Consider the following 12373-nt stretch of genomic DNA (forward strand, 5'->3'; position numbering starts at 1 on the left):
CTGCGACGTGTTGTCGCAACCGCTCAAGCATGCCGGGTTTGTGCCGCTATCGATGCCTCTTCCCATCGCAAACGCAGCGCGCGTGACGCTGCGCACAGCGCATCTGTGGATTGTTGGTTGCGATTCATTTTCGCGCACTTCCAGCGGCGCCGAGACAAACAGTTACGAATGGAAACATTCTAGAATCGCGCCCCCCACGTTGGTTTGCAGCACCCCACGCGCCCATAGAACGGGCGCTTGTTTTTACTGAAACACGAGATTTCACGGATGTCCCTGAAAACCAATCCGCTGCGCAACGCGATCGTCATCGCGCTGGCCGCCAGCTGCACCACCCCCGCCTTCGCACAGAGCACTGGCGATACCCCGACCAACCTCGACCGCATCGAAATCACCGGCTCGCGCATCCGCCAGGCCAGTGTCGAAACCGCACAGCCGGTGGTCGCGCTCAATCGCGCCGAGATCGAGAAGAAGGGCTACGTCAACGTCGCCGACATCCTGCAGGACATTCCTGCCGCCGGTGCGCCGAGCATGAGCCGCGCGTCTTCGCTGACCTCCTCGCGCGATTTCGGCGGCATGTACGTCAGCCTGCGCAACCTGGGCCCGGAACGCAGCCTGGTGCTGATCGACGGCCGCCGCATGGGCGTCAGCGCCGGCGGTTACTCCGACCTGGCCTCGATCCCGTCGTCCATCGTCGAGCGCGTGGAAGTGCTGACCGACGGTGCCTCCGCGCTGTACGGCTCCGATGCCATTGCCGGCGTGGTCAACATCATCACCCGCAAGAATTTCGATGGTGGCGAAGCCAGCGTCTATGTCGGCCAGTACGGCCAGGGTGACGGCCAGAAGCGCGCCTACAGCGCGACCTTCGGCAAGACCTTCGACCGCGGCTGGTTCAGCGTAGGCGCCGAGCGCACCAAGGAAGACGAGGTGCTGGGCAAGGACCGCGAGTTCAGCCGCTACACCAACGGCCCGCGCCACCCGAACGATGGCCTCAACGGCAACACCCCGTGGGGCAGCGTCACCGTCGGCGGCAGGAACCTGACCGTGGGCCCGGGCGGCGACCCGAGCAAGGCCGGTAACTTCCACGCGCCGGATCCGGCCGATGGTGCCAACACCAAGTCGAACATGAGCCTGCTGACCGGCCTGGAGCGCACCTCGGTGTTCGCCAACGGTGGCTTCTCGATCACCGACAACCTGCGCATCGTCGCCGACGCGCTGTACAGCAAGCGCGAATCGACCAAGCACCTGGCCGGCTACCCGTACTCGGTCAGCGCCGCACAGGCCCGCAATGGCAGCCGTGCCGCCCTGTCCAAGGACAGCACGTTCAACCTGTGGGGCCAGGACGCGCTGTTCGCGCACCGCACCGAGGAACTGCCGCGCGGCACCGAGAACAACCTGGAAACCAAGCGCGCCAGCATCGGCCTGGAAGGCAGCTTCGAAACCGGTTCGCGGTACTGGGACTGGAACGTCAACTACATGTACAACCGCAACGAAGGCGAGCGCATCGGTACCGGCAGCATGTACCAGCCGCACGTCAACCTGGCCGTCGGCCCGTCCTTCATGGACGGCGGCGTGGCCCGTTGCGGTGCGCCGGGCGCGGTGATCGCCGGCTGCGTGCCGTGGAACCCGGCCGCCCCGATGGGTTACACCGGCCCTGGCTCGCTGAGCAACCAGGACGTGCAGGACTACCTGTTCACCCGCTTCGTCGACAAGATGCAGAGCACCACCAAGGTCGCCAGCGGCAACATCTCCGGTTCGCTGTTCACCCTGCCGGCCGGCGACATCCTGGCCGCGATGGGCTTCGAGCACCGCAGCGAAGAAGCCAGCTACACCCCGGACACGATGGTGCAGAAGGGCGAGATCGCCGGCACCAGCGGCCAGCCGACCCGCGGCAACTACTCGCTCAACGAGGTCTACCTGGAACTGCAGGTGCCGCTGCTGGCCGACCTGCCGTTCGCCCGCGAACTGTCGCTGGACATGGCCGGTCGTTACTCGGACTACAACAACTTCGGTTCGACCACCAACAGCAAGTTCGGCCTGAAGTGGAAGCCGATCGACAGCCTGCTGGTGCGCGCCACCTATGGCACCGGCTTCCGTGCGCCGACCGTGGATGACCTGTACGGTGGCACCGTCAGCAGTCGCGACTCGTTCACCGACCCGTGCGATACCTCCTTCGGTACCGCCGCCACCAGCCCGACCGTTGCTGCCCGTTGCCAGGCGCTGAAGGTGCCGGCCAACTTCCGCCAGCTCAACAGCGATGGCAGCGTGGCCACCAAGCCCGGCCAGCAGGCCACCACCGATTTCAGCTCGGGTTCCAACCCGGACCTGAAGCCGGAAACCGCCAAGACCTGGACCGTGGGCCTGGTCTACAGCCCGGACTTCGTGCAGGGCCTGGACCTCAGCCTGGACTGGTGGAAGATCCGCATCGACAACGCCATCGTTGGTGAGTCGGCCACCAACATCCTGGAACAGTGCTACGTGCAGGGTTCGGATGCCGCCTGCGGCCGCTTCACCCGTGGCAGCAACGGCCAGGTCAACGCGCTGGACCGCTCGCTGGTCAACGCGGGCTACCGCGAAACCGCCGGCTATGACATCAACGTGCGTTACCGCCTGCCGGAAACCGCGTTCGGCAAGTTCGCCGTCAACTGGAACACCACCTACACCGACTACCTGGAGCAGCGCAACGACAGTGCCGCCACCACCCCGGTGGAACAGCGTACCGGTTGGGCGGGCGACTTCCGCGTGCGCTCCACCTTCAACCTGGATTGGCAGTACGGCGACCTCGGCATCGGCTGGACCGCGCGCTACTACTCCAGCATGAAGGAGAAGTGCTCGTACATGGACGAGTGCAACATGCCGGGCTTCAACTCGTCATACACCAGCGCATCGCCGACCAACAAGGTGGGCTCCAACACCTTCCACGACCTGCAGGTGCGTTACAGCCTGCCGTGGGATGGCACCGTGTCGCTGGGCGTGAACAACGTGTTCAACCACCAGGGCCCGATCATGTACAGCCAACCGAACAGCAGCTTCACCTACTACGGTGGCTTCGACATCGGACGCTTCATGTACATGAAGTACCAGCAGCGCTTCTAAGCCTGCAACCGCGTTCCCGCCACGGCCATCCCTCTCTCCTGGCCGTGGATGGAAGCAGAACGGCGCCCCTCGGGGCGCCGTTCTTTTTTCCGGGAAGCGGGGTCGGATCCGGTCAGCGCCTCGCGGCGCGCATCGTGCGGATGTTGTCGCCGACGAACAGCACCAGGCCGGCCCAGATCGCGGCAAAGCCGACCGCCTTGGCGGTGTCGAACGCTTCGTGGAAGAAGAACACACCCAGCAGCAGCTGCAGGCTCGGCGCGATGTACTGCAGGATGCCGACCAGCGACAGCGGAATGCGCTTCACGCCGTAGGCGAAGCCGATCAGCGGCACGGCGGTGACTGCGCCGCCGAAGATCAGCAGCAGGTCGTTGCGCCAGCCCCAGCCATGGAAGAACGCGCCGCCATGGCCATTCTCCGCCCAGATCGCGAAGGCCAGGGCCGGCAGGAACAGGTACAGGCTTTCCACGCCCAGGCCGGCCACCGGGTCGACCGAAACCAGCTTGCGCAGCAGGCCATACAGGCCGAACGAACAGGCCAGGCCCAGCGCGATCCACGGCGGTGTGCCGGCGTCGATGGTCAGCCAGGCCACGCCCACCGCCGCCATCGCCACCGCCACCCATTGCAGCCGGCGCAGGCGTTCCTTCAGCACCAGCACGCCCAGCAGCACGTTCACCAGCGGGTTGATGAAGTAGCCCAGGCTGGTCTCGATGACATGGCCTGCGTTGACCGCCCAGATGTACAGGCCCCAGTTGAAGGCGATGGTCAGGCTCGACACCAGCAGGATCGGCAGCGCGCGCGGCTGTGCAGCGATCTTCCGCCACCAGCCCAGGCGCGCGCTGATCAGCAGCCAACCCAGCACCATCACCGTGCTCCAGATGATGCGGTGGGCGATGATCTGGAACGACGGCACCTCGTTGAGCAGGTGCCAATAGACCGGCACCAGGCCCCAGATCACGAAGGTGGATGCGGTGACCAGCAGGCCCCGGCGTTGTTCGTTCTCGTCCATGCTCATCACTTTCGCGTCCTTGCCATCGTCAGTACCACCACGCCCAGAAGAATCACCGCCATCGCCAGCAGGTCGCGCCAACCGAAGCGCTCACCGTTGAGCAGCGCGCCCAGCAGCACCGCGATCACCGGATTGACGTAGGCATAGCTGCCGGCCAGCGCCGGGCGCACGTTCTGCAGCAGCCACACGTAGGCGGTGAAGGCGACGATGGAGCCGAACACGCACAGGTAGGCCATCGCCAGCAGGCCACCGGTGTCGGGCAATGTGGTCGGGCGCTCGCCCACCGCCAAGCCGATCAGCACCAGCAGCACGCCGCCGCAGACCATCTGCCCGGCTGCGGTCATGAACGGGCCCGGCAGGTCCAGGCCGCGTGCCCACACCGAACCGAAGGCCCAGCCGATCGGTGCGATCAGCAGCAGCACCAGCCCGGTCGGCGAGGCGGTCAGGCTGCTGCCGGCATTGAGCCAGACCACGCCGAGGAAGCCGATGGCGATGCCCACCCACTCACCGCGGCTGGCATGCTGGCCGCGCAGCGCCGAAAACAGCGCCATCCACAACGGCACCGAGGCCACCGCCGTGGCGGCCAGGCCCGAGGACACCTCGCGCTCGGCCAGCACCACCATGCCGTTGCCCAGCACCAGCATGGTCACGCCCATGATGACCAGGTTGCGCCATTGCCGCAGGGTCGGGTTCGGCAGCTTCCAGAACAGGCGCAGCGCCAGGAACATCAGGCCGCCGGCAATGATGAAGCGGCTTCCGGAGACCATCGTCAGCGGCAGTGCGCCGCCGTGCAGGGCCTTGGCGATGCCCAGGTAGGTCGAACCCCAGACCACGTAGACCAGCAGCAGTGCCAGCGCGACAAGGCCACCCCGGGGGGCAGCCGCAGACGAGGAGGGGGGAGCCGACATGACACACCAGGGAGCCGGGGGAAGGCGGATTCTAGGACGTTTTGAGTATGGTCCGGGACCCCATACGGTGGCACGCTGTCATCCATCCATGCACCCTGCCCTGGTCTGCTACCCCGCATTGACGGTCGATGCAGTACCAAGAGGGGCTGCCCGGCCGCGCCGCCCCAAGGCCGGGCGCCGTTTTCCCTGCGCACGGACGCGCCGCATCGAGGATTTCCACCCAGATGAGCACCACGCCCCAACCTGCTGTCCCCGCGAACGACCGTGCCGCCCTGCGGCGGTCGATCTCCAATACCCTCAAAGGCTCCGCCGGCAACCTGGTGGAGTGGTATGACGTCTACGTCTACTCGGTGTTTGCCGTGTACTTCGAATCGCAGTTCTTCTCGCCGGACGACAAGAACTCCACGATGTACGTGTGGGCGATCTTCGCGGCGACCTTCCTGATGCGCCCGATCGGCGCCTGGTTCTTCGGCCGCTTCGCCGACCGCCATGGCCGCCGCCTGGCGCTGACCGTATCGGTCACGTTGATGGCGCTGTGTTCGTTCCTGATCGCCATCACCCCCACCGCCGCCAGCATCGGCATCTGGGCCGCAGTCATCCTGCTGTGCGCACGCCTGCTGCAGGGTTTCGCTACGGGCGGCGAATACGGCGCCAGCGCCACCTACATGTCCGAAGCCGCCATTCCCGGCCGCCGCGGCTTCCTGTCGTCCTTCCACTACGTCACCCTGGTAGGCGGCCACGTGCTGGCCCAGCTGACCCTGCTGCTGATGCTCACCTTCTGGGGCAAGCCGGAAATCTCCGAGTGGGGCTGGCGCATCGCCTTCGGCATCGGCGGCATCGCCGCGGTGGTGGTGTTCTGGCTGCGCCGGGGCATGGACGAGTCGCTGTCGGAGTCGTCGATCGAGGCCGCGCGCGAGGGCAAGGCACGGAAGTCCGGTTCGATGTACGAACTGTTCGTGCACCAGTGGCGGCCGCTGCTGCTGTGCTTCCTGATCACCGCTGGCGGCACCGTGGCCTTCTACACCTACTCGGTGAACGGCCCGAAGATGATCCAGAGCGCCTTCGCCGGCAACGACCCGATGACCGGCACCCTGATCAACCTGGGCGTGCTGGCCTTCCTGATGGTGCTGCAGCCGGTCGGTGGCTGGCTGTCGGACATCATCGGCCGCAAGACGCTGCTGGTGTTCTTCGGCGTCGGCGGCGTGCTGTACAGCTGGTACCTGATCACCCAGCTGCCGCACCAGCATGACGCCACCCTGGCCTTCCTGACCCTGGCCATGGCCTTCGTCATCCTCACCGGTTACACCTCCATCAACGCGGTAGTGAAGGCCGAACTGTTCCCCACCCATGTGCGTGCACTGGGCGTGGGCCTGGGCTATGCGCTGGCCAACTCGCTGTTCGGCGGCACCGCCCCGCTGCTGTACCAGGGCGCGCTGAAGACCGGCCACGTCGACTGGTTCGCCATCTACGTGACCGCGACGATCGCGGTATCGTTGGTGGTCTATGTGTTCTTCCTCACCAACAAGGGCCCGAACTGGCTCGACGGCACCCGCAAGTAAGCGCGTTGCCCTGATCGCGGCCACCGGTGCACTGCCGGTGGCCGCTGCGTCTCCCGCCTCGCCGCTGATGTGGATCGCGGCGACGCTGGCCGCAGCCACGGCATTGGCCTGGCTGCTGCGCCGCCCCAACGCGCAGGCTGCATGGCCACGCATCGGATTCGGGATCGCGCTGCTGGTGTTCTGCGTCGCGCTGGCGCTGCAGCTGGCAGTGGACCTGGGCAGCGGCCACAGCTCGCTGCAACTGCGCCTGCACCGCGGCATCAATTCCGGGTCGCCGGTGGGACTGCGCACGATGGTGGCGTGCTATCTGGCAGCGCTCGCCGCCGGCGGCTGGGGCGCGTGGAAGCTGCTGCGCCAGCGACGGTAGCGCCGGCCGCTGGCCGGCACTACCTCAACGGCGGGCCGCTTCGCTCTTGTCGCGCGCGCCACGGAACTCCGACTCCTTTTCCCACGTCGGCCAGCGGCGGCTGTTGGCCAGCTCGGCGCCCAGGTCGTAGACCAGCAGGGTATCGGCAGCGTGGCCGCTCGGGTCCCAGCTCGGGGTCCAGGCATCGCAGGCCTGGTGGTAGCAGTCGGCGAAGTACTTCTCGCGCAGCGCGCGGCCGGCTTCAACCCCGCCGTCCAGTTTGTCCAGGCCCGGACCGATGGTGATCGCCGGCACGCCCAGACGGGCGAAGGCGAAGTGATCGGCGCGGTAGAAGAAGCCGGCTTCCAGGTTCGGGTCCGGGCTGTAGCTGCGGCCACGGGCCTTGGCCACGCGTTCCAGGTCGCCTTCCAGCGAGACCCGGCCCTTGCCCCATGAGGCGATGTCACGGGTCGCGCCATCCGGGCTGAACATCTCGATGTTCAGCACCGCCGCGGTCTTGTCCAGCGGCGCCAGCGGATGCGCAGCGTAGTAGCTGGCACCCAACAGACCCTTCTCTTCGGCGGTCAGCGCCACGAAGTACAGCGTGCGCTGCGGCTGCGGGCCGGCGGCGAATACGCGCCCCAGTTCCAGCACCGTGGCCACGCCGGTGGCGTTGTCGATCGCGCCGCGGCGGATGCGGTCACCCTTGGCGTCGGCCTGGCCGATGCCGAACGCATCCCAGTGCGCGGAGAAGATCACCGCTTCGTCGCCATGCTCGCCACCGGGCAGCTTGGCCACCACGTTGCGGGTCACCACCTGCTCGCGCTTGAGCGCGAAATCCACGCTCAGCTTCGCGTTGTCCAGCGCCACCGGGCGGAAGTCGGCACGCATCGCCTTGCGCTTCTCCGCATCGAAGTCGAGGCCGGCGTCGGCGAAGATCGCCTCAGCCAGCTCGCGCTGCATCCAGCCACGCAGCGGCGTGTGCTGCGCCATCGCCTCGGCCTGGCCGCGCTCGATGTCGAACAGCGGCGAGGTACCCGAGCTCTTCACCGTGGCCCAGCCGTAGGCCGCCGGCGCGGTCTCGTGCACAATCAGCACGCCCTCGGCACCACGGCGCGCGGCTTCCTCGAACTTGTAGGTCCAGCGGCCGTAGTAGGTCACCGCCTTGCCGTCGAATGCGCCCGGTGCATCGGCTTCGAAATCGGCATCGTTGATCAGTACCACGGCGATCTTGCCGTGCAGGTCCACGTCCTTGTAGTCGTTCCAGTGGCGTTCCGGCGCGTCGATGCCGTAGCCGACGAACACCAGCGGCGCGTCCTTGATCTGCACGCGCTTGCGCGGCTGCAGGCTCTGCAGGGTCACGTCCACGCCATTGGCCAGCGCACGCTTGCCCTGCTTCAGCGACAAGCTGGCCTTGGCCGCGCCCTCCAGCTGCGCGCGCACCAGCGGCACCGGCTGCACCCAGCTGCCGTCCACGCCGCCCGGCTGCAGGCCATAGCTGCGGAACTGCTCGATCAGGTACTGCACCGTGCGCTCTTCGCCCTCGGTGGCCGGCGCGCGGCCCTCGAATTCATCCGATGCCAGCACGCGCACATGGCGCGACAGTGCCTGCGGATCGATGCCGCCGCCCGGCAAGTCGTTGGCCGCATGGGCCAGGCCACCGACGAACAGGCAGGACGACAGCAGCAACACGCGCATCGGATTCACGGCAATACCACGGCTAGCTTGGAAGTCACCAGAGTGTAACGTGGTCGTGACATCGCCGCGCAGCATGGAGTCGCCTCATCCGCGCATGGCGCGGATCTACTGGCGGACGCGGTCCAGCCAGCAGGCCAGGCCCTGTGCGTTGAGCTCGATGTCCATCGCCAGCACGGCGGTCACCGCCGCCTGGTCCAGCGCACAGCCATGCAGCTGTGCACGTTCCAGGTACAGCGCCTGCAGCGCCGCCAGCAGGCAACGGTGGCGGTCCGGCCGGCCGTCGCACTGGCGGCCGATGGTCGCCATCGCATCGATCTGCTCGAACAGGTCGTTGGCCAGCTTCTCCACCTGCTGCACGCGCCCATAGTGGGTCAGGTACATCGCCTGCGGCGCGTAATCGAGCATGCGCCGGATCGAGGCCTTCATCGCCTCCGGATCGAACTGCACCGGCGAAGAGGTCGGGAAGATGAAAGCGCCCTGCGTGCTGTCCAGCTCGCGGTAGGAGATGCCGAACGTATCGCCGGTGAACCAGCTGCGGCTGCGCGCATCCCACACGCAATAGTGGTGCAACGCATGGCCCGGCGTGTGCAGCAGCAACAGCTCGCGGCCGGCCAGGTCGATGCGGTGGCCGTCTTCGGCCACCACCACGCGCTGTTCGGGAATCGGTTCGATGCGGCCATAGCTGCGCGCGATCTCTTCGGCGCCGTACACCGCCGTGGCACCGGCGATCAGCCGGGCAGGGTCGATCATGTGCGGCGCACCGCGCGGGTGCAGTACCGCCTTCGCATTCGGCAACTGCTGCATCAGCAGGCCCGCACCGCCCGCATGATCCAGATGCACGTGGGTGAGCAGCAGCCAGTCCACCGCCTCCACGCCAAGGCCAGCGTCGGCCAGTGCCTGCAGCATCGCCGGCACCGACAGGCCGGTGCCGCAGTCGACGAACGCGGCGCGGCCGTTTTCGACGATCAGGTAGGCCGCGTCGAAATCCGGGCGCTGGAAGCCGGTATCGATGGTGTGGATGCTGGGGTCGGCGGTCATCGGCACGCACCTGGCAGGATCGGGAATAGACCCCCATGTTAGGCGCGCTGGCGGGCCGGGTTCGATGCGGCTTTGGTCGGGTAGTGCCGGCCAGCGGCCGGCACTACCGATCAGCCGGAGCGCAATGCGAACCGCGGCCGCAACAGCAACGCCAGCACCAGCACTGCCAGGAACGCACCATAGGCGTACAGCACCGCCAGCACCTGCGGCCAGATCGGGCCGGCAGCAGGCTGCACCACGCCGATGCGGTAGCCCCACAGCATCGACGCGATGCTCAGGGCGAACGCGAGCACCAGGGTGGCGCCGTCGAACAGGCGCCGCCGCGCGGTGCGCGGCTGGCGCGGGAACAGCCAGTACAGGCTGCCCAGCAGCAGGAACCAGGGCAGGAACAGCAGCAGCGACAACCAGGCCATCGCAGACTCCATGTCATCGCGCCGGCGGCGCGCGGACATCATGCCACGGGCACGACCCCTTACGCTTCGCGCAGAACGGCCAGCGCGGCCAGCACTACATCCACGTCCGCTTCCAGCTTGAACAGCTCGCTCTGCAGCTGGTCCCCCTGCTCTGCCTGCTTGATCACCGCGATCAGCTGGCCCGCATCGCGCGGCGAATCGAAGCCTTCGCTCTGGATCAGCAGCGTGCCGTCACCGGCGGTCAGCTTGAAGTAGAAGCGCCCATCCTTCTCGCGATACTGCTTGAACAGCGGCGGCGCCGCGCGGGCCACGCCGGCATCTTCGCTGGCGATGTCACCGGCGGTGGACAGGTCGCGCAGGCCCACGGCATGGCGCAGCTCGTCCAGCAGCGGTGCCGCCAGCTGCTCGCGCAACTGCTGGCCACGGCGCTTGAGCAGTGCTTCGATCTTCTCCGGCTCGGCCATCAGCGCGTTGTAGCGCTCGCGAAGCGGCGAAAGCTCGCTGTCGATGCGCTCGAACAGCTGCTGCTTGGCATCGCCCCAGCTGATGCCCGCAGCGAACGCCTTGGCGAACTCCGCCGTCTGTTCCGGCGTGGCGAACGCCTGGTACATCTGGAACAGCGCCGAGCCTTCGGTGTCCTTCGGCTCGCCCGGTGCGCGCGAGTCGGTCAGGATCGAGAACACCAGCTTCTTCAGCTCCTCGCGCGGCACGAACAGCGGAATGGTGTTGTGGTAGCTCTTGCTCATCTTGCGGCCATCCAGGCCCGCCAGCGTTGCCACCTGCTCGTCGATCACCACGTCCGGCAGCGGGAAGTACTCCTTGCCGTACACGTGGTTGAAGCGCTGCGCGAAATCGCGCGCCATCTCGATGTGCTGGATCTGGTCACGGCCCACCGGTACTTGGTTGGCCTTGAAGATCAGGATGTCGGCGGCCATCAGCACCGGGTACATGAACAGGCCGGCGCTGACGCCTGCGTCCTCGTCCACGCCGTCCTCGCGGTTCTTGTCCACCGCGGCCTTGTAGGCGTGCGCACGGTTGAGGATGCCCTTGCTGGCGATGGCGGTCAGGAACCACATCAGCTCGGTGGTCTCGCGGATGTCGCTCTGGCGATAGAACCACACATGTTCCGGGTCCAGGCCGCAGGCCAGCCAGCTGGCCGCGATCTCCAGGGTCGCGCGCTGGGTGCGCTGCGGGTCCTGCGACTTGATCAGGCTGTGCAGGTCGGCCAGGAAGAAGAAGCTCTCGATCCCCGGCGCGCGGCTGGCCGCGATGGCCGGACGGATGGCGCCAACGTAGTTGCCCAGATGGGGCGTGCCGGAGGGGGTGATGCCGGTAAGGACTCGGGTCGTCATGACTGCGTGGGGTAACCTTCGATGAACGGGGCCAGTTTACCTTGCACGCCACCAACCCCGTCAGGGCCCGCGGCGCGTTCATTCACGCAACCCCGCTGGAGACCCCCGATGAAACGCCTGCTGCCCCTGCTGCTGATCCTGCCCCTGGCCGGCTTCCGCCCGGCCCCGATGCCGCCGCCGGTGTACGAGGGCGGCCCCGTGCGCATGGCCCTGGTCGACCGCGACCGCGGTACCGAACTGCGCAGCTATCCGGCCGAAGGCCAGCGCTGGGTGGCCGGCGAGCGCGGCCACCGCTATGCCGTGCGCCTGTACAACGACAGCCCGCGCCGGGTGCTGGTGGTGCTGTCGGTGGACGGCGTCAACGCCATCTCCGGCGAAGATGCCGATCCCTCGCAGACCGGCTACGTGCTCAACCCCGGCCAGCGCGCCGACATCACCGGCTGGCGCAAGAGCCAGGACGAAGTGGCGCAGTTCGTGTTCAGCAGCCCCAGTGGCAGCTATGCCAGCCGCACCGGCCGCCCGGACAACATCGGTGTGGTGGGCGTGGCCGTCTTCGAGGAAGCGCGCCGCTGGCGTCCGGAGCCGATCCTGCGCCGTGGCCTGCCCGCCCCGGCATCGGCCGAAGCTGCGGCCGATGCCAGTGCCAACGCCAGCGCCAGCCGCATCGAGGGCTACGCCAGCAAGTCGCGGGCCCCGGCGCTGGGTACCGGCCATGGCGCGCGCGAACAGTCCTCGGTACGCGATACCGACTTCGAACGTGCCAGCCGCAGTCCGGCCCAGGTACTGCAGTTGCGCTACGACAGCGCGCGCAACCTGCGTGCGCGCGGCATCCTGGTGGATTCGCCCTCGCGCCTGCCGCGTGAACCGCAGGCATTCCCCAACCGCTACGTGCCGGACCCGCCGGCACGTTGATCGACCCGCGCAGACAACACGACGCCCGCAACCTTACGGTGCAGGCGT

Annotated in this window: 10 protein-coding genes; 4 read left to right on the plus strand and 6 right to left on the minus strand. The window is 67.4% G+C overall.

The window, feature by feature from the left end; all coding sequences use genetic code 11:
* The first annotated feature begins 267 nt into the window (after positions 1–267).
* A complete protein-coding gene (locus B9Y82_RS19085) occupies positions 268–3093 on the plus strand; it encodes a TonB-dependent receptor (RefSeq protein ID WP_100474914.1) in 2826 nt (941 codons plus the stop codon).
* A 112-nt stretch (positions 3094–3205) separates the two neighbouring features.
* Here the strand turns inward: B9Y82_RS19085 and rarD are convergent, their stop codons facing one another.
* On the minus strand, positions 3206–4105 hold the full coding sequence (gene rarD, locus B9Y82_RS19090; RefSeq protein ID WP_100474915.1) for an EamA family transporter RarD: 900 nt from the start codon (positions 4103–4105) through the stop codon (positions 3206–3208).
* On the minus strand, positions 4105–5007 hold the full coding sequence (yedA, locus tag B9Y82_RS19095) for a drug/metabolite exporter YedA (protein WP_100474916.1): 903 nt from the start codon (positions 5005–5007) through the stop codon (positions 4105–4107). Before yedA ends, rarD begins: the two co-directional genes overlap by 1 nt.
* 224 nt (positions 5008–5231) lie before the next feature.
* On the opposite strand from yedA, the gene B9Y82_RS19100 reads away from it, so the two are divergent.
* Positions 5232–6566 (plus strand): MFS transporter, encoded by a 1335-nt coding sequence (locus B9Y82_RS19100; RefSeq protein WP_100474917.1) that lies wholly within the window; start codon positions 5232–5234, stop codon positions 6564–6566.
* A 67-nt stretch (positions 6567–6633) separates the two neighbouring features.
* The gene (locus tag B9Y82_RS19105; RefSeq protein ID WP_100474918.1) at positions 6634–6933 is read left to right on the plus strand and encodes a hypothetical protein; all 300 of its coding nucleotides are present in this window, start codon (positions 6634–6636) and stop codon (positions 6931–6933) included.
* A gap of 24 nt (positions 6934–6957) precedes the next feature.
* Here the strand turns inward: B9Y82_RS19105 and B9Y82_RS19110 are convergent, their stop codons facing one another.
* The 4 genes from B9Y82_RS19110 to B9Y82_RS19125 form a co-directional block, all read right to left on the minus strand.
* Entirely contained in the window at positions 6958–8610 is a 1653-nt protein-coding gene (locus tag B9Y82_RS19110; protein ID WP_100474919.1) for a M28 family metallopeptidase, read from the minus strand.
* Between the two features lie 105 nt (positions 8611–8715).
* Entirely contained in the window at positions 8716–9648 is a 933-nt protein-coding gene (locus tag B9Y82_RS19115) for an MBL fold metallo-hydrolase (protein WP_100474920.1), read from the minus strand.
* A gap of 110 nt (positions 9649–9758) precedes the next feature.
* Entirely contained in the window at positions 9759–10061 is a 303-nt protein-coding gene (locus B9Y82_RS19120) for a hypothetical protein (RefSeq protein ID WP_100474921.1), read from the minus strand.
* A 59-nt stretch (positions 10062–10120) separates the two neighbouring features.
* On the minus strand, positions 10121–11413 hold the full coding sequence (locus B9Y82_RS19125) for a tryptophan--tRNA ligase (RefSeq protein WP_100474922.1): 1293 nt from the start codon (positions 11411–11413) through the stop codon (positions 10121–10123).
* 108 nt (positions 11414–11521) lie between these two features.
* Between B9Y82_RS19125 and B9Y82_RS19130 the strand changes: the two genes are divergently transcribed.
* Entirely contained in the window at positions 11522–12325 is an 804-nt protein-coding gene (locus tag B9Y82_RS19130) for a hypothetical protein (protein ID WP_100474923.1), read from the plus strand.
* Positions 12326–12373 lie beyond the last annotated feature (48 nt).

Source organism: Stenotrophomonas maltophilia, from assembly GCF_002799155.1.
In the GTDB taxonomy this organism is placed as follows: Bacteria; Pseudomonadota; Gammaproteobacteria; order Xanthomonadales; family Xanthomonadaceae; genus Stenotrophomonas; species Stenotrophomonas maltophilia_R.

Excerpts from the sequence above, each read along its gene's own strand:
- B9Y82_RS19085 (WP_100474914.1), top strand. The coding sequence starts at position 268 with ATGTCCCTGAAAACCAATCCGCTGCGCAACGCGATCGTCATCGCGCTG.
- rarD (WP_100474915.1), bottom strand. The coding sequence starts at position 4,105 with ATGAGCATGGACGAGAACGAACAACGCCGGGGCCTGCTGGTCACCGCA.
- yedA (WP_100474916.1), bottom strand. The coding sequence starts at position 5,007 with ATGTCGGCTCCCCCCTCCTCGTCTGCGGCTGCCCCCCGGGGTGGCCTT.
- B9Y82_RS19100 (WP_100474917.1), top strand. The coding sequence starts at position 5,232 with ATGAGCACCACGCCCCAACCTGCTGTCCCCGCGAACGACCGTGCCGCC.
- B9Y82_RS19105 (WP_100474918.1), top strand. The coding sequence starts at position 6,634 with ATGTGGATCGCGGCGACGCTGGCCGCAGCCACGGCATTGGCCTGGCTG.
- B9Y82_RS19110 (WP_100474919.1), bottom strand. The coding sequence starts at position 8,610 with ATGCGCGTGTTGCTGCTGTCGTCCTGCCTGTTCGTCGGTGGCCTGGCC.
- B9Y82_RS19115 (WP_100474920.1), bottom strand. The coding sequence starts at position 9,648 with ATGACCGCCGACCCCAGCATCCACACCATCGATACCGGCTTCCAGCGC.
- B9Y82_RS19120 (WP_100474921.1), bottom strand. The coding sequence starts at position 10,061 with ATGGCCTGGTTGTCGCTGCTGCTGTTCCTGCCCTGGTTCCTGCTGCTG.
- B9Y82_RS19125 (WP_100474922.1), bottom strand. The coding sequence starts at position 11,413 with ATGACGACCCGAGTCCTTACCGGCATCACCCCCTCCGGCACGCCCCAT.
- B9Y82_RS19130 (WP_100474923.1), top strand. The coding sequence starts at position 11,522 with ATGAAACGCCTGCTGCCCCTGCTGCTGATCCTGCCCCTGGCCGGCTTC.